The organism is Cellulosimicrobium sp. GQ32 (assembly GCF_059758455.1).
In genome coordinates, this window is sequence record NZ_JCAXEP010000010.1 from 131991 (window position 1) to 148574 (window position 16584).

Annotated in this window: 15 protein-coding genes; 11 read left to right on the top strand and 4 right to left on the bottom strand. The window is 72.6% G+C overall.

Translation table 11 applies throughout. The features are described from left to right. Positions 1–5 precede the first annotated feature (5 nt). From AC6CH9_RS16190 to AC6CH9_RS16200, 3 genes are all read right to left on the bottom strand, one after another. Entirely contained in the window at positions 6–197 is a 192-nt protein-coding gene (locus tag AC6CH9_RS16190) for a hypothetical protein (protein WP_498155812.1), read from the bottom strand. A gap of 42 nt (positions 198–239) precedes the next feature. Further along, the gene (locus AC6CH9_RS16195; RefSeq protein WP_498155813.1) at positions 240–578 is read right to left on the bottom strand and encodes an STAS domain-containing protein; all 339 of its coding nucleotides are present in this window, start codon (positions 576–578) and stop codon (positions 240–242) included. 199 nt (positions 579–777) lie between these two features. Next, on the bottom strand, positions 778–1197 hold the full coding sequence (locus AC6CH9_RS16200) for a VOC family protein (RefSeq protein ID WP_498155814.1): 420 nt from the start codon (positions 1195–1197) through the stop codon (positions 778–780). 225 nt (positions 1198–1422) lie between these two features. Here AC6CH9_RS16200 and AC6CH9_RS16205 point away from each other — a divergent pair, with 225 nt between their 5' ends. From AC6CH9_RS16205 to AC6CH9_RS16220, 4 genes are all read left to right on the top strand, one after another. Further along, the gene (locus tag AC6CH9_RS16205; RefSeq protein ID WP_498155815.1) at positions 1423–1764 is read left to right on the top strand and encodes an S-adenosylmethionine decarboxylase family protein; all 342 of its coding nucleotides are present in this window, start codon (positions 1423–1425) and stop codon (positions 1762–1764) included. Beyond that, the gene (locus AC6CH9_RS16210) at positions 1761–2516 is read left to right on the top strand and encodes a hypothetical protein (protein WP_498155816.1); all 756 of its coding nucleotides are present in this window, start codon (positions 1761–1763) and stop codon (positions 2514–2516) included. Before AC6CH9_RS16205 ends, AC6CH9_RS16210 begins: the two co-directional genes overlap by 4 nt. A 76-nt stretch (positions 2517–2592) precedes the next feature. Continuing rightward, the gene (locus AC6CH9_RS16215; RefSeq protein ID WP_087470639.1) at positions 2593–2823 is read left to right on the top strand and encodes a DUF350 domain-containing protein; all 231 of its coding nucleotides are present in this window, start codon (positions 2593–2595) and stop codon (positions 2821–2823) included. 2 nt (positions 2824–2825) lie between these two features. Next, entirely contained in the window at positions 2826–4472 is a 1647-nt protein-coding gene (locus AC6CH9_RS16220) for a polyamine aminopropyltransferase (RefSeq protein ID WP_498155817.1), read from the top strand. Here AC6CH9_RS16220 and AC6CH9_RS16225 read toward each other — a convergent pair. Further along, positions 4466–5482 (bottom strand): LLM class flavin-dependent oxidoreductase, encoded by a 1017-nt coding sequence (locus AC6CH9_RS16225; RefSeq protein ID WP_498155818.1) that lies wholly within the window; start codon positions 5480–5482, stop codon positions 4466–4468. The genes AC6CH9_RS16220 and AC6CH9_RS16225 overlap by 7 nt on opposite strands. A 101-nt stretch (positions 5483–5583) precedes the next feature. On the opposite strand from AC6CH9_RS16225, the gene AC6CH9_RS16230 reads away from it, so the two are divergent. The 7 genes from AC6CH9_RS16230 to AC6CH9_RS16260 all read left to right on the top strand — a co-directional run bounded on the left by AC6CH9_RS16230 (position 5584) and on the right by AC6CH9_RS16260 (position 16545). Further along, positions 5584–6747, top strand: coding sequence for a serine hydrolase domain-containing protein (locus AC6CH9_RS16230; RefSeq protein WP_498155819.1), 1164 nt, complete (start codon positions 5584–5586; stop codon positions 6745–6747). Positions 6748–6815: 68 nt separating this feature from the next. Next, positions 6816–7832: a LacI family DNA-binding transcriptional regulator gene (locus AC6CH9_RS16235; RefSeq protein WP_336726201.1), complete on the top strand. Its 1017-nt coding sequence runs from the start codon at positions 6816–6818 to the stop codon at positions 7830–7832. 186 nt (positions 7833–8018) lie between these two features. Next, a complete protein-coding gene (locus tag AC6CH9_RS16240; RefSeq protein ID WP_498155820.1) occupies positions 8019–10208 on the top strand; it encodes an alpha-galactosidase in 2190 nt (729 codons plus the stop codon). Further along, positions 10205–11137 carry a carbohydrate ABC transporter permease gene (locus tag AC6CH9_RS16245; protein WP_498155821.1) on the top strand — a complete coding sequence of 311 codons (933 nt, stop codon included), beginning with the start codon at positions 10205–10207 and terminating at the stop codon, positions 11135–11137. The genes AC6CH9_RS16240 and AC6CH9_RS16245 overlap by 4 nt, the downstream gene beginning before the upstream one ends. 7 nt (positions 11138–11144) lie before the next feature. Beyond that, positions 11145–12098, top strand: coding sequence for a carbohydrate ABC transporter permease (locus AC6CH9_RS16250; protein ID WP_498155822.1), 954 nt, complete (start codon positions 11145–11147; stop codon positions 12096–12098). A gap of 94 nt (positions 12099–12192) precedes the next feature. Next, on the top strand, positions 12193–13533 hold the full coding sequence (locus AC6CH9_RS16255; protein ID WP_498155823.1) for an ABC transporter substrate-binding protein: 1341 nt from the start codon (positions 12193–12195) through the stop codon (positions 13531–13533). A 108-nt stretch (positions 13534–13641) separates the two neighbouring features. Next, positions 13642–16545 carry a hypothetical protein gene (locus AC6CH9_RS16260; protein ID WP_498155824.1) on the top strand — a complete coding sequence of 968 codons (2904 nt, stop codon included), beginning with the start codon at positions 13642–13644 and terminating at the stop codon, positions 16543–16545. The last annotated feature ends 39 nt before the right edge of the window (positions 16546–16584 follow it).

Consider the following 16584-nt stretch of genomic DNA (forward strand, 5'->3'; position numbering starts at 1 on the left):
CGCCGCTACGACGCGTCGGGCAGGCCCGTCGCCACGGGGGGATCGCCGGCCGTCGTGCGGAAGGAGTCGAGCCAGCGGTCGAACTCCGCCGCGATCTCGTCCGGGTGCATGCGCAGCGTCTCGGCAGGGCTGCGGGACTCGCGTCCGGCGACATAAAGCTGTCGGACCATCTCGGTCGTGGGTGTCCACGCTCTCATCGGGTGTCCTGTCCAGGGGTGGCGGGAGGGGGAACGCGCTGCTCAGCCGGCCGAGCGCTCGAGCGGAGGGTCAGGCTCCGGGGCCTCCGCCGCGGTCTCGACGAGCTCGACGAGATCGAGCGCCCCGCTGAACTCGAGCAGCTGGAGCACGTGCCCCGGCGTGCGCAGGAGCCGGGGGCGGTACCCCGTCCGCGTCCCCATGAGGACGAGGTGGAGTCCACCGGAGTCCATGAACGTGACCCGCGAGAGGTCGATGGTCCACGGTCGCTGGCCGATCGCCGCGGCGAGGCGCTCCTTGACCGCGTGGGCGACGGAGAAGTCGATCTCTCCCCACATCACCCAGTGCCGCGCGTCGTCCTCGACCTGGACGCCTCCGGTCACTCCGTCCTCCATCGTGGAAGGTCTCCCGTCTCGTGAGCGGGACGACGATACGTGCGACTCGGGTCGCTCGCCCCCTGGGGCCGCCCTGCCGTTCGTCCGATGCCCGGGGCGGTCGCGTCGTCGACCCCGGCGGCGCCGTCCTCACCCCCTCCGAGCCCCGCGCCGCAGGCGCCTGAGGACGACCGGCCCCGCGCCCCGATCAGGGCGTCGTGGCGCCGGCGACGTTCACCAGCCACCCGACCCCGAACCGGTCGGTGAGCATGCCGAACTCGTCTCCCCACGGCGCGGTCTCCATCGCCATGACCTCCTGCGCGCCGTCGGACAGCGCCGTGAACCAGGCGTGCAGGCGCTCGCGGTCCTCCGGTGCGCCGAAGAGCGCCACCGACGCGTGGTCGGTGAGCGTCGTCCCCGGCGGCACGTCGGACGCCATGAGCGTCCCGACGCCCTCGATCTCGAGCTGGGAGTGCATGACCTTCTTCGCCTGCGCCGGGTCGTCCACCGGGCCGATCGAGTCGTAGGTGCTGACGTCCGGCGCGACGCCGAACACGGTGCCGTAGAACTCGACGGCCGCGCGGGCGTCGCCGTCGAAGTTCAGGTAGGGGCTGAGCTGAACGGCCATGATGGCCTCCTCGTCGAGATGGACCTGACTCCTGTGTGGACGGTCCGGCGCGGCCGGACTGAGCGGTCCCCACCGTCGACCTCGGGTCTCGCGTCGCGGAGGCGCCGGCCGGCGGGCGGCGCCCGTCGGCTAGGGTGTGCGCGGCCCGACGGCGCGGCCACCGGACCGCGGGCGGCTCACCCGCGTGCGGCCCACGGACCGACGAACGCGACAGGGGGACCGGGCGTGCAGCACAACCTCGTCCACGTCTTCGACGTGACGGGCGCGGACCCCGCGCTGCTCGACGACGACCCGACCGTCCGCGGGTGCCTCGACGCGATCGTCCGGCACGCGGGCATGACGCCGCTCGGCGAGGCGTCGCACCGGTTCGAGCCCCAGGGAACCAGCGTCGTGATCCTGCTCGCCGAGTCGCACCTCGCCGTGCACACGTGGCCCGAGCACGGGACCGCCTACGTGACCCTCACGACCTGCCGGGCCCCGGCGTCGGCCACGTTCACCGACGACGTGCGCGCCCTGCTCGCCGACGCGCTGGGCGCGGCCGACGTCGCCGTGCGGAGCCTCGTGTGACCCGGACCCGTCCCCGGCTCGCGCTGCGCGTGGGCGAGGACCTCGTCGGTGCGCCGCCCCACCGCGCGACGCCGCGCGCCGTCGCCGTCCTGTCGACCGTGCACGGCGGCACGACGTTCACGTGGGAGGAGTGGCAGCTCCTCGCCCACGACGGCTCGGACGTCTGGGTCGAGTACGACCACGACACCCGCGACGTCACGCTCCTGCACCCGACCGAGGCGTGGCCGCCGGTCGTCGACCTCTCGGGGCTGCACACCGGGCGCACCCTGGGCCTGCGCCTCGACGGGCGGCAGCACTCGCTCGTCGTGCGCGAGCGCGGCACCGGCCGGGTCGAGCACGTCGAGGGGCAGTTCGCCGAGCCGTTCGTCGTGGGGCAGCAGGTCGAGTACGTCGACCTCTCGGCCCACGGGACGATCGTCTCGATCGAGCGCACGACCGGCCCGCTCGGTCCCGTGACCGCCGTCTACCGCGGACGGCGCATCGACGCCGCGGAGCAGCGTCGCCTCTTCGGGCGCCGCGTCGCGCCGCGCACGCTCCCGGGGGGCCGGTTCGTGGCCTTCGCGGTCGCCGCGGTCGTGCTCGTCGGGCTCGCCGCCTCGTGCACGGCGCGTGCCGCGACGGGTGACGGGGCGTGCACGCCCCGCACCGTCGAGACCGTCGCACCGTCCGGCGAGGTGACCACCACCGAGCAGAGCGGCACGTGCGTGCGCCGCTCCGTGTACGGCGGCGGGGGCGGAGGGCTCGGCAAGTGACCCGCTCGCCCGTCGAACCCCTCGTCGAACCCGTACGCCCGACCGCCCGTCCCACGACCTGACCCCGGGAGACACCGTGATCGCAACCGCCGCCCCGCTGGCGTTCCTCTGGTCCTTCTTCTCGACCATCCTGTACTCGGCGCTCGGCATCGTCCTGCTGCTGGTCACGCTCGTGGTCGCGAACAAGGTGTTCCGCCTCAACCTGCACCGCGAGCTCGTCGACGAGCACAACGTCGCGTTCGGCGTGATGATCGCGGGCCTCGCCGTCGCGATCGGCCTCATCATCGCGGGGACGATCAGCTCCTGACCGTGCTCGACCAGCAGGCGCTCCCGCCCGGCCGACCGCCCGAGGCCGCCGCGGACGGCTCGGGCGACGTCGCGCCCCCGGCCGGGCGGTCCGGCCGAGCGCGCCCGATGGACCGTCCGACGGTCTTCGCCGCCGCGCTGCTCGTCGCGGTCGGCGGCCTCGTCTACGAGCTCATCCTCGGGACGGCGGCCTCGTACCTGTTCGGCGACTCCGTCGTCGCGTTCTCCGTCGCGACCGGGCTCACGCTGTTCGGCATGGGCCTCGGCTCGCTCCTCGCGCCGCGCCTCCAGCGCACCGCGGGGCTGAGCTTCGTCCGCAACGAGCTCGTGCTCTCGCTCCTCGGCGGGACGTCGGTGCTCGCGCTGTTCTGGGCGTACGCGTCGACCGAGCTCGCGTGGGTCGTGTTCGTCGTGCTGTCGCTCGCGATCGGCACGGCGATCGGCGTCGAGATCCCGCTCCTCGTCGCGGTCCTCAAGGAGCAGGGGAGCGAGGGCTCCGTCTCGCTGCTGTCGAAGGTGCTCGCGCTCGACTACTTCGGGGCGCTCGCGGCCTCGCTCCTGTTCCCTTTCCTCCTGCTCCCGTACCTCGGGCTCGTCCGCACAGCGTTCGCGGTCGCGGTGCTCAACGTCGCCGTCGCCGCGTTCATGCTCGCGCGCATGGGCCACCCGCCGCGGTGGACCGCGCTCGCCGCCGTGACGCTCACGGTGCTCCTCGCGGGGTTCGCTGCGTCGTCGTGGCTCGAGACGCGTATCAGCGCGGGGATGTACCAGGACCCGGTCGTGGCGCAGGAGCGCAGCGCCTACCAGCAGGTCGTCGTCACGGAGTACCGCGGCGACACGCGCCTGTACCTCGACAACCAGCTCCAGTTCTCGTCCGTCGACGAGGCTCGCTACCACGAGACCCTCGCGCACGCGGCGATGACGTCCGTCGCCGCGCCCGCGTCCGTCGCGATCCTCGGCGGCGGCGACGGCCTCCTGGCGCGCGAGGTGCTGCGGTACGACTCGGTGCAGGAGGTCACGCTCGTCGACCTCGACCCCGCAGTGACCGACCTCGCGCGCGACAACCGGCTGCTCACCGACCTCAACGAGCACGCGCTCGACGACCCGGGCGTGAGGGTCGTCAACGCCGACGCCTTCCGGTGGGTCGAGGACACGCCGCAGACGTTCGACGTCGTGCTGGTCGACCTCGTCGACCCGTCGACCGAGCGCGTCGCCAAGCTGTACTCGCAGGAGTTCTACGGCATGGTCGCCGCGCACCTGCGGCCGGGCGGCGCGTTCGCGACCCAGGCGACGTCCACCTACTTCACGCCCGACGCGTTCTGGCAGGTCGTGTCCACCGTCCGCGCCGCGGCCCCCGACCGTGCCGTCGTGCCGCTCACGGTCAACGTCCCGTCGTTCGGCGAGTGGGGCTTCGCGCTCTCCCTCCCCGGAGGCGGGGCGGCACCCGGGGCCGGGGAGCCCGACGACGTCCCCGGGCTCTTCGCGCGCACGCCGCTCCCCGCGGGCCTGCGGTTCCACGACGCGGCGTCGCTCGCCGCGACCACGCACCTGCCCGCCGACAACCCGCCGCGCGACCTGCCGCCGTCGACCCTGCTCTCCCCGACCGTGCAGCGCACGTACCAGGAGGACATGCGCGCCTGGCGCTACTGAGCGGGGTGCGCCACCGCCTCCAGGGCGTCGAGCGCCGCGAACGGGTCGCCCGGGCGGGCCGGGTCGGGGCTCGTCGCCACGAGCACGACGCTCGACACCCCGCCCGCGCCGAGCTCGGCGAGCCGGGCGCGGAAGGCGTCCGGGGGTCCGACGACGGCGAGCGCGTCGACCCACGCGTCCGGCATCGCGGCGGCGAACGCCTCGGGGGTGTCGCTCGCGTCGCGCAGGGCGCGGAAGTCGTCGGCGAACGGCAGCGGGTCGATCTGCGCCGACCAGTCGGCCTCGCCCAGGACGGCGAGGTGGGGCCGGACGATCGCACGGGCGGTGGCGACGTCGTCGTGCACCGCGCCGAGCGAGAACGCGACGACGCGGTGCTCCGCCGGGGCGGCGTCGCCCGCGCTCGCCCGCCCGGCGTCGATCGCGGCACGCGCGACGGCGAGGTACTCCGGGGTCACGGGCATGTCGAGGATCGTCCCGTCGGCGACGCGGCCCGAGACCTCGAGCGAGCGCGGGCCGCGCACCCCGGCGAGCACCGGCGGCGGTGAGGCGGGCGGCGCGTGCAGCGCGACGTCGTCGACCGTCACGTACCGGCCGGAGACGGTGACGCGCTCGCCGTGCAGCAGCGCGCGCACGGCCGACGTCGTCTCCTCGAGCATCGCGAGCGGGCTCGCGGGCCAGACGCCGATCTGCCGCATCCACGCGGGCATGCCGTGCCCGAGGCCCAGGTGCAGACGGCCGGGGTGCAGCGCGGCGAGGGTCGCGACCTCCATCGCGGCGGTCGACGGCGCGCGCGTCGCGGCGGGGAGGATCCCGATGCCGACGGTGAGGCGCTGCGTCGCGGCGAGGACGGTCGCGGCCTGCGCGATCCCGCCGTGGAACGTCAGGTCCTCGACGACCCACACCTCGTCGAGGCCCACCTCCTCGGCGCGGCGCGCGAACGCCACGATCTGGTCGGCGGGCAGCTCGCGCGGCAGGATCACGCCGAGCGCGGGGGTCGTCGAGGTCGCCATACCGCGACCGTACTCTGACAGCGCTCCCACCTGCGAGGTCGCCCGGACGACCGCCCGGAAAGCCCTGGCCTCGCCCGGGGGGTGGCGCCTACCGTCGAGGCATGACCGCGCTCGACGACGACGCCCTGGCCGCCCTCGACACCCACCTGCGAGCGGCGGCCGACGCCGACGCGTTCTCCGGCGTCGTGCGGATCGAGCGTGACGGCGACCCGCTGTTCGAGCGCGCGTACGGCGTCGCGTCGCGCCGGTGGGGCGTGCCCGTCCGCACGAGCACGCGGTTCGACGTCGCGTCCGTGACCAAGCTGTTCACCGCCGTCGCGGTGCTCCAGCAGGTCGGGGAGGGGCGGCTCGGGCTCGACGACCGCATCCACGACCACGTCGACCTCGCCGGCACGACGGTCCCGCGCGAGGTGACGCTCCGGCACCTGCTCACCCACACGTCCGGCATCGCGGACGACGCCGACGAGGAGGCGGGCGAGTCGTACGAGGCGCTGTGGGTCGACCGGCCGAGCTACTCCGTGACGCGGACGGCCGACTTCCTCCCCGGCTTCGTCCACAAGGAGCCGAACTTCCCGCCGGGGGAGGGGTGCCGGTACTGCAACGTCGGCTTCGTGCTCGCCGGGCTCGCGCTGGAGACCGTCACCGGGACCACGTACCGCGAGTACGTACGCGAGCACGTCTTCGCGCGGGCAGGCATGGACCGCTCCGGGTTCTTCCGCATGGACGAGGCCGAGCCCGACGTCGCGGAGGGCTGGGAGCCCGTCCACGAGGGCCCGGAGGACGAGGGGCCCGTCACCGGATGGCGGCAGAACATCTACTCGTACCCGCCCGTCGGCTCGCCCGACGGCGGCGCGCACGTCACCGCGCACGACCTCGCCCGGTTCTGGGCCGCGGTCCGCGGCGGCGAGCTCCTGCCGCCCGACCTCACGCGCGCGTTCCTCACCCCGCAGGTCAAGCACGACGACGGCGACACGGACGAGACGGACGGCAAGGACGCTGAAGGCGTGGAGCGGGCTGCGAGCGTGCACTACGGGTTCGGGCTCGAGTTCGAGCTCCTCGCCGACGGGTCCGTGCGCTCCGCGTACAAGGAGGGGATCAACACCGGGTCGAGCGCGATGCTGCGCCACTACCCGGGCGCGGGCGGATCCGGCCCGGACGCTCTCCCGCCGGCCGGGGCGCCCGGGGTGACGGTCGTCGTCGTCTCCAACGGCGAGGCAGGCGCCTGGGACCCGGTCCGACGGATCGACGCGCTCCTCATGGGGTGAGCGAGGGACAGCCCGGACACGACGCGTGGCGTGCAAACGTTGGTCGCCATTCGGCGTAACCTTCCGGGGTGACGAGTCGAGGACACCAGCCGCCGGTGCTGTCGGACGTGGCACAGCTCGCCGGAGTGAGCATCTCGACCGTCTCGAGGGTGCTCACGGGGCGTACCCCCGTGAGCCCTCGGCTCAGGGACAAGGTGCAGGCGGCGGTCTCGGAGCTCGGCTACCGGCCCAACGCGGCGGCACAGACGCTCGTCAGCGGACGTCGCTCGACGGTGGCGGTCCTCGCGAGGAACACGCTGCGGTACGGCTACGCCGCCACCCTCCAGGGCATCGAGGAGGCCGCGCGGGCGGCGGGGTACGTGGTGTCGATCGCCGTCGTGGAGTCCGAGGCGCCGCGCGACCTCGATCGCGCGGTCGACCTCGTCCTGTCGCAGTCCCTGGCGGGAGCGATCGTCGTGGAGTTCGACTCGCTCGGCGTGCGCACGCTCGAGTCGTTGCCGGACGCGCTGCCCGTCGTCGCGGCGGCCGGTGCCCGGCGCCGGCCGGGTCCGCGACCGCACGCGTTCCTCGACGACCAGGCGGGAGGCGAGGAGGCGACGCGCTACCTCCTGGGACTGGGGCACCGCACCGTGCACCATGTGGCGATCCCGTCGACACGTCCGCGCAGCGGTCGGACCTGGGGCTGGCGTCGTGCGCTCGAGAGCGCGGGCGTCGAACGGCCCGACGTGCTCCAGGCGAGCTATGACCCGGACTCCGGGTACGAGGCCGGGCTGGTGCTCGCGGCAGACCCGGCCGTCACCGCCGTGCTGTGCGGCAACGACGAGCTCGCCATCGGCGTCATGCGCGCACTCACGGAGCAGGGTCGGCGCGTGCCCGAGGACGTCAGCGTGGTCGGCTTCGACGACCAGCCGTTCGCGCGCATGTGGAGCCCGCCCCTCACCACGGTCGCCCAGGACTTCGTCGACCTCGGACGCCGGACGTTCGGGATGCTCGCGCGCTGGGTGGAGACGGGCGAGCGCCCGGAGGACAGCGCTGCCAGGCCGGAGCTGGTCGTCCGCGAGAGCGCTGCGCCGCCGCGCGCCTGACGCCGTGCCACCCGGCGCCTGACGCCGCCCCGCCGCGCGCAGTCGCCCGGCGGACGCGCCGCCGCCCCTCGCTCCCGAGGAGCATTTTCTGACCAACGTTTGCAGAACGCGGGATGTGTGCGCTAACTTCTGACCAACGTTTGCAGGAACCCGCGCTGGTGCGGGGCGACGAGGGAGTGCGCGTACGTGGTGAGCACAACGGTGGCCGAGGACGTCCGGGACGCGGACGGGACCCATGCCTGGCCTCGAGTGGTGCGTCTGGCGGCGGCGGGTGCGGCCGTCGTCCTCCTCCTCCCCGAGGACGGTCTCCCCGAGGTGCTGCACTGGGGCGCCGACATCGGGGACAGCCCGGAGGACCTCGAGGACCTGGAGCGGGCGACGCGCCCGGTGCTCGCGACGAACGGCGTCGACCGCGGCGTGCGCGTCGCTCTGCTGCCGGAGTCCTGGACGGGCTGGACCGGGACGCCGGGTCTCTCCGGTCACCGGGCCGGTGCGAGCTGGTCGCCTCGGTTCCGTCCGACGCGGATCGACGTGGACGAGCGCGAGCAGGGCGGCTCGGTCGTCGTCCAGGCGCACGACGCGACCGCGGGCCTGCGCCTCGGGCTGGAGCTGGAGCTCCTTCCCGCGGGTCTGCTCCGGCTGCGCGGGCGGGTGACCAACGTCGCGGACCGGCCGTACACCCTCGACGGCCTGCGCCTCGCCCTGCCGGTCCCCACGAAGGCGGACGAGCTCCTCGACCTCGCCGGGCGCTGGGCGAAGGAGCGGGTCCCGCAGCGCTCCCCGTTCGTCGTCGGCTCCCACGTCCGCGAGGGCCGGCACGGCCGGACCGGCGCGGACGCGGCGACGGTGCTCGTCGCGGGCGAGCCCGGCTTCGGCTTCGAGTCGGGAGAGGCGTGGGGGGTCCACGTGGCCTTCAGCGGCAACCACGTCGTGTCCGCCGAGCGGACCTTCGACGGGCGCAGGCTCCTCCTGGGCGGCGAGCTGCTGCTGCCCGGCGAGGTCGAGCTCGCCCCGGAGGAGTCGTACACGGGACCGTGGATCTACGCGAGCCACGCGGACGGGCTGGACGCGCTCGCCGCGCGGTTCCACGACCACCTGCGCGCGCGCCCCCAGCACCCCCGCTCCGCACGGCCGGTCGTCATGAACGTGTGGGAGGCCGTCTACTTCCACCACGACCTCGACCGGCTCAAGCAGCTTGCCGACCTTGCCGCGGAGGTGGGGGTAGAGCGGTTCGTGCTCGATGACGGGTGGTTCGGCGGGCGTCGTGACGACGCCACCGGCCTCGGCGACTGGACCGTCTCCGAGGAGGTCTGGGGCGACGGGCGCTTCACCGAGCTCGTCCGGCACGTCAAGGGGCTCGGGATGGAGTTCGGGCTCTGGTTCGAGCCCGAGATGGTGAACGCCGACTCCGACCTCGCCCGGCGGCACCCCGAGTGGATCCTCCAGGTCGAGGGCCGGCTCCCCGTCGAGGCGCGTCACCAGCAGGTGCTCGACCTGTCGCACCCGGGGGCGTACGAACACGTGCTGTCCAGCGTCGTCGCCGTCGTCCGCGAGCACGGGGTCGACTTCGTCAAGTGGGACCACAACCGCGACCTCGTCGACGCAGGGTCGACGCGCACCGGCCGCGCCGGGGTCCACGAGCAGACGCTCGCGGCGTACCGCCTCATCGACGAGATCCGGGCGCAGTGCCCGGGGCTGGAGATCGAGTCCTGCTCGTCCGGCGGCGCCCGGGTCGACCTCGAGATCCTCGAGCGGACCGATCGGGTGTGGGCGTCGGACTGCATCGACGCCCACGAGCGCCAGCAGATCCAGCGGTGGACGGCGCAGCTCCTGCCGCCCGAGCTGGTCGGCAGCCACGTCGGGGCGGACCGGGCGCACACGACGGGCCGCCGTCTCGACCTCTCGTTCCGCGCCGCGACCGCGGTCTTCGGGCACTTCGGCATCGAGTGGGACCTCTCGGAGGCCGGCGAGGCGGAGCGCGCGGAGCTCGCCGGCTGGGTCGACTACTACAAGCAGGTGCGGCACCTCGTGCACACGGGACGCGTGGTGCGCCGGTCGCTCGAGGGCGGTGACCTGTGGCTCCACGGCGCGGTGAGCCCGGACCGCACGGAGGCGCTGTACGGGCTCACGCTCCGCGAGCGCCACGTCACCTGGCCCGTGGGCCGGGTACGGCTGCCCGGCCTGGACCCTGACGCGACGTACCTCGTCCGCCCGTCCGGCCCGGCCGTCGTCCGGGTCGACGACCCGCGCACCGCCCCCACCTGGTGGGCGGACGGACTACGGCTGAGCGGCGCGGCGCTCGGCTCCGTCGGGATCAGCGTCCCGGCGCTCGACCCGGACCAGGCGGTGCTGATCCACGTGGAGGTGGAGAGATGAGCACGGAGACGAGCACGCGGCCGGCAGCCCCGGCCCGGGCGGCGCGGCGGCGGTCGCAGGAGGTGCGGAACCTCCCGGCGGCGCTGCTGTTCGTGCTGCCCGCAGGCATCGGGTTCCTCGTGTTCTTCCTGTGGCCGACGCTCCGGGGGATCTGGCTGAGCTTCACCGACTCGACGGCGTTCAACACGGGCGGCTTCGTCGGGCTGGAGAACTACCAGCGGATGATCGCGGACCCGGTCTTCTGGAACGCCTTCAAGGTGACCATCTGGTACGTCCTGCTCAACATCGGGATCCAGACCGTGCTCGCCGTGGTGGTGGCGGTGCTCATGCACCGGCTCACGCAGTCCATGGCGATCCGCGGCATCATCCTCACCCCGTACCTCGTGTCCAACGTCGTCGCGGCGATGCTCTTCCTGATGCTGCTCGACTACCAGCTCGGGTTCGTGAACGAGCTGGTCGAGACGCTCGGCGGCGACCGCATCATGTTCTTCGGCAACCAGTCCCTCGTGATCCCCACGATCGCCCTGGTGAACGTCTGGCGGCACCTCGGGTACACGGCGCTGCTGCTCTTCGCCGGGCTGCAGACGATCCCGGAGAACCTCTACGAGGCGGGCCGCGTGGACGGCGCGTCCGAGCTGCGCATGTTCCGCTCGATCACGATGCCGCTCCTGCGTCCCTACCTGGGCCTCGTGCTCATCGTCACGATGATCGGCTCGTTCCAGGTCTTCGACACGGTGTCGGTCGCGACCCAGGGCGGGCCGGCGAACGCCTCGAACGTCATCCAGTACTACATCTACCAGGTCGCCTTCAGCCGCGGGTACGACTTCGGGTACGCGTCGGCCATGTCGGTCGCTCTGCTCGTGGTGCTCGCCGTGATCGCGGTCGTCCAGTTCCGGCTCACCCGGGCCAACCAGAACGACATGGCGTGAGGTTCCGATGACCACCACCGCTCCTGCACCCGTCGCGGCACCGCCCGGACAGGCCCCCACCGAGGCGACGACGCGTCGTCGCCGGCCCCGGACCACCCCGGGCCGTGTCCTCGGCTGGGTCGTGCTCGTGCTCCTCATGATCGTGACGATCTTCCCGTTCTACTGGATGTTGCGGACGGCGCTGTCCACCAACGCGGCACTCCCCGGAGGCGCCGCCGACCCGCTGCCCGTCGGGTTCAGCTGGGAGGGCTTCCGCCGCGCGCTCGGGCTCGCCACGGCGCAGGAGTCGCTCGCCGACGGCGGGTCCGGCGCCTCGATGGACTTCCCGCGGTACCTGCTGAACTCCGTCGTCGTCGCGACGCTCGTCACCGTGTGCCAGGTCTTCTTCTCCGCGATGGCCGCGTACGCGTTCGCGCGGCTGCGGTGGCCCGGGCGAGACGTCGTCTACGCGGTCTTCCTCGCCGGGCTGATGGTCCCGACCATCTTCACGCTCCTGCCGAACTTCCTCCTGGTGCGCGACCTCGGCCTGCTCGACACGCTGCCGGGGATCGCGCTCCCGACGATGCTCATGACCCCGTTCGCGGTGTTCTTCCTCCGGCAGTTCTTCGCCGGGATCAGCTTCGAGATCGAGGAGGCCGCGAAGCTCGACGGCGCCGGCCGGTTCAGGACGTTCTTCACGATCGTCCTGCCCATGGCGTCGCCCGCCGTGGTGACCCTCGCGGTCCTCACGTACATCACGGCGTGGAACGACTATCTGTGGCCGCTGCTCGTGAGCCAGTCCGACGACTCACGAGTGCTCACCCTCGCGCTGGGGATCTTCCGGGCGCAGTCCCCCCAGGCGTCTCCGGACTGGGCCGGCCTGATGGCGGCGACGCTGCTCGCTGCGCTGCCGATGCTCCTGCTCTTCCTCGCGTTCGCGAAGAGGATCGTCAACTCGATCGGCTTCACGGGAATCAAGTAGCCGCTCGTCACCAGGGGGCTCACGGGTACGGCGGCCGTCGGACCCGACAACCATTCCGCACCATCGACGCGGATGTCTGCGAAAGGGAACAACGATGCGCAAGTCTGTCCACGTCGCGGTGGCAGGATCCCTGGTCCTCGCCCTCGGCGCCTGCTCCTCGGGAGGCGGCTCGGGCTCGGGCGGCTCCGGCGACGAGATCTCCTACTGGCTCTGGGACTCGAACCAGGTGCCCGCCTACCAGGCGTGCGCCGCGGCGTTCTCGGAGGAGAACCCGGACGTCTCGGTCAAGATCGAGCAGTTCGCCTGGGACGACTACTGGACGAAGCTCACGGCCTCGTTCGTCGGCGGCTCGGGCCCGGACGTCTTCGTGGACCACCTCTCGAAGTACGGCGAGTTCGCCTCGCAGGGCCAGATCGTCGCCCTCGACGAGCTGGTCGAGAAGGACTCGGTGGACACCACGATCTACGCCGAGGGTCTCATCGACCCGTGGCGGTACGCCGACGGCTCGCTGTACGGCCTCCCGAAGGACTGGGACACGACGGCCTTCTTCTACAACGAGGCGCTCGTCGCCGACGCCGGCTACACGGCGGACGACCTGTGGGCGGCCGACTGGAACCCGGACGACGGCGGCACGTTCGAGCAGATCGTCGCGCACCTCACGGTGGACGCGAACGGTGTGCGTGGTGACGAGGCCGGGTTCGACAAGTCGAACGTCGCGGTCTACGGCCTGGGCATCAACCCGAACTTCGAGGAGACGGGCCAGATGCAGTGGGCCAACTTCACGGGCTCGCTGGACTGGGACTACCTCGACGAGAACCCGTGGGGTACGCGCTACAACTTCGACGACCCGGAGTTCCAGAAGGCGGTCGACTGGTTCTACGGCCTCGCGGACAAGGGCTACGCGCCCGCGGCAGGGGTGTTCTCCGAGGAGACGCTGACCCAGGTGGGTTCCGGGAAGGTCGCCATGGGCACCAACGGCTCCTGGGCGACCGGGACCTTCAAGGCGCTCGAGGGCGTCGAGGTCGGTATCGCGCCCGGGCCGGTCGGTCCGACGGGTGACCGCGCGTCCGTGTTCAACGGGGTCGCCGACTCGATCAGCGCGTCGTCGAAGAAGCTGGACGCGGCCTGGGAGTGGGTCCAGTTCCTCGGCTCCAGCGCGTGCCAGGACATCGTCGCCGAGCACGCCGTCGTCTTCCCCGCGATCCCGGAGTCCGCGGACAAGGCGCTGGCCGCGTTCGAGGCGAAGGGCTGGGACGTCTCGGCGTTCTTCAGCTACCGCGAGGAGGGTCGCACGTTCCTCCCGCCGATCACGGTCCGCGCCGGCGAGGTGAACGCCATCGCGTCGGTCGCGTTCGAGGACATCGCTCTCGGCAACAAGGACGCGTCGTCCCTGACGGAGGCGAACGAGCAGATCAACGCGGTCCTGGCGGACTGAGCACCAGCACGGACGGTGGGCGCGGCGCCCCGTGCCGCGCCCACCGTCCGCTCGGGGCGGTCGCACCGGCCGTCCCCCGGTTTCGACAGCACGAAGGAGTGTGGACAGATGCAAGGCAAGAGAACGGACGGCGGGCGCACGGTGCTCCGCCGGCTCACGGCAGGACTGACTGCGTCCCTGGTCGCCGCTACCGGAGCGGTGACCGTGCTGCCCGGTGCAGCGGCCGCCGAGGACGTCGAGGTCCTCGCGGTCGACCTGTCGGCGTCGACGGGCGCGGTGCAGGGCGGAGCGTCAGGCATGCTCTACGGCCTGGGCGACGACGGCGTGCCCACCGACGCGATCATCGCGGGTGCGCACCCGACGAACGTCACCCAGAAGGCGCCCCACGGGGCCCAGCACCCCAACGGGGATCCGCTCGACGTCGAGCGCTCGCTGTTCGAGAACGGGGGCGACTACCTGATGGTGAACATCCAGGACTACTACCCCGACTGGGCCTACAACGGCGGCAAGCGCCCCGAGGACTTCGACACCTACCTCGACATCGTCCGCACCGTCGTGACGAGCATCGTCGAGGAGTCGGACTACCCCGAGCGGTACGTCTTCACGCCGTTCAACGAGCCCGACGGCATCAACTGGTACGGCGACTGGAACGTCATGCGGGACACCTTCCTCGCTGACTGGAAGGCCGCGTACGAGACCATCAAGGAGATCTACCCGGAGGCGAAGATCGCCGGGCCGGGTGACGCCTGGTGGCACGGGACCAGCACCCGGCAGATCCTCACCTACGCCAAGGCGAACGACGTCCTGCCGGACATGTGGACCTGGCACGAGCTCGGTGTCGAGAACCTCGCCACGTTCCGCTCGCACCTCGCGGAGTTCCGTCAGATCGAGCGGGAGGTCGGGGTCGGCCCGCTCCCGGTGAACATCACCGAGTACGCGATGCGTCGTGACATGGGCGTCCCGGGCCAGCTGGTGCAGTGGATCTCGATGTTCGAGGACGAGAAGGTCGACGCGCAGACGGCGTACTGGACGTTCGCGGGCAACCTCAACGACAACATGGCCAAGAACAACGGCGCGAACGGTGCCTGGTGGCTGCTGAAGTGGTACGGCGACCTCACGGGCGAGACCGTGGAGCTCACGCCGCCGGCGCTGAACAAGGTCGACACGCTGCAGGGCATCGCGGCCCTGGACGAGGAGAAGCGCCAGGCGACGGTCCTGTTCGGCGGTGGCTCCAAGGACGTCCGCCTCGACGTGTCGGGGATCGACGCCGAGGTGCTCGGCGACGAGGTCGACGTCCAGGTGCGGCGTGCGGAGTTCACCGGGCAGGAGGGCGAGGCGCTGGCGCCGCCGGTCGTGGTGGCCGAGCGCGTCGCGGTGGTCGACGGTGCGGTGCAGGTCGTGGTCCCGAACCGCGACCGTCACTCGGCGTACCAGGTCGTGGTGACGCCGGTCCTCGACGAGGCGCCGGTCGTCGACGCCACGTGGAGGCAGCGCGTCGAGGCGGAGTCGACCCGGCTGTCCGGTCTGACCGTGGTGGACCGTCCGGCCGGGGACGCGTGGACGTTCGCGGCCTCGGGTGCCAAGGACGTGCGCGGCTTCACGTCGGCGGGGGCGTCGGCGTCGTGGACGGTCGACGTCCCGACGACGGGCACGTACCGCCTGGGTGTCATCGCAGGAGTGAACGGGCCGAACGTGGGGCCCGGCTCGCACGCGCTGTTCGTCGACGGAGCCCAGGCGGGCACGATCCGCTACGAGGCCGGGTTCTCGGACTCCTACCGCGGCAAGGCCGAGGTCCTGGTGGAGCTCCAGGCGGGCGCGCGCGAGCTGTCGGTGCGGGCGAGCGCCGACGGGTCCACGGTCCTCCCGGGCGCGAACGTGACCCTCGACCGGTTCGACCTTGAGCGCGTCGACGGTCCGGACACCTCGACCTACCCGGCGAACCTCGCCCGCCTGTCCGGTGCGACGGTCTCCTACGACGCCGGCACGGCCGGGCGCGTGGAGGTCGCGGGTGACGGCTCGGCGACGTTCTACGTGGCCGCTCGCGAGACGGGGTACTACGACGTGGCGCTGGACTACTCGGCGGACACGGCGACCACGGTGGGCCTGCGGCTCAACGGTCGTGAGGTGGCCGGTCTCGCGGCGGACGCCGCGGGCGAGCGCACCTCGACGGCCCGGGTGCACCTCGCGAAGGGCATCACGGAGCTTACGGTCACCTCGCCCGAGGGCATCGCGCTCGGGTCGCTGACCACCACGCGGGCCGCCGAGTCGGACGCGACGGTCACGACGGTCGAGGCCGAGGACGTGCTCCAGCTCGCGGGTGGTGCACGCCTGGAGTCGGTGTCGCAGCCGACCGACGTGTCGGGACGGCAGGTCTCCTGGCTGGGCGGCAGCGCGCAGAGCGTCGCCGTGTGGCCGCGCGCCGAGGGTGTGGGCGCGGGTCAGTACGACCTCGTGGTGCGGTACGCGAACGCGGAGAAGAACACCGGGCACGCGTACAACACCGACGTCATCACGCGCTTCCTCGACGTGAGCGAGGCCGGGGCCGGCACCACGCGCGGCGCCTTCCGGCACAACTACTCGTGGAAGGGCTTCTGGACCCACACGGTCGCCCTGGACCTGACCACGGACGACGGCGCCCTGACGCTGGGCAACGCGACGGGCTGGGCCCCGAACCTGGACACGCTCGCCCTGGCGCCGCTCGTGCTGGACGTGACCAACTCCGGTGCCTCCGCTGGCGTCGCGCTGGACGTCCAGGTCCAGCCGCGCTGCCTGGCCGGCAAGGCCTACCTCGCGGTACGCGCGACGAACCAGGAGCAGTCCGCCGTCGACATCTCGGTCGCCACGGCGTTCGGCACCCGCGAGTTCGCCGCGGTCGGCCCCGAGCGCTCCGGCTACCAGTCGTTCGCCACGCGCGCGGCCCGGCTCGAGGCGGGCAGCGTCACGGTGACGGGCGCGACGGACGGGCGTGACGGTCGGTACGACGTCGCGTACGACGCGCTCGACTGCGACTGACCGGCCGGCTCCCCGGCGTCAGCCACGTCGCTCGGGCCT

Bases quoted from the DNA above. Each gene is read 5' to 3' on its own strand.
- AC6CH9_RS16255 (WP_498155823.1), top strand. From the start codon at position 12,193: ATGCGCAAGTCTGTCCACGTCGCGGTGGCAGGATCCCTGGTCCTCGCC.
- AC6CH9_RS16225 (WP_498155818.1), bottom strand. From the start codon at position 5,482: ATGGCGACCTCGACGACCCCCGCGCTCGGCGTGATCCTGCCGCGCGAG.
- AC6CH9_RS16200 (WP_498155814.1), bottom strand. From the start codon at position 1,197: ATGGCCGTTCAGCTCAGCCCCTACCTGAACTTCGACGGCGACGCCCGC.
- AC6CH9_RS16250 (WP_498155822.1), top strand. From the start codon at position 11,145: ATGACCACCACCGCTCCTGCACCCGTCGCGGCACCGCCCGGACAGGCC.
- AC6CH9_RS16230 (WP_498155819.1), top strand. From the start codon at position 5,584: ATGACCGCGCTCGACGACGACGCCCTGGCCGCCCTCGACACCCACCTG.
- AC6CH9_RS16260 (WP_498155824.1), top strand. From the start codon at position 13,642: ATGCAAGGCAAGAGAACGGACGGCGGGCGCACGGTGCTCCGCCGGCTC.
- AC6CH9_RS16190 (WP_498155812.1), bottom strand. From the start codon at position 197: ATGAGAGCGTGGACACCCACGACCGAGATGGTCCGACAGCTTTATGTC.
- AC6CH9_RS16245 (WP_498155821.1), top strand. From the start codon at position 10,205: ATGAGCACGGAGACGAGCACGCGGCCGGCAGCCCCGGCCCGGGCGGCG.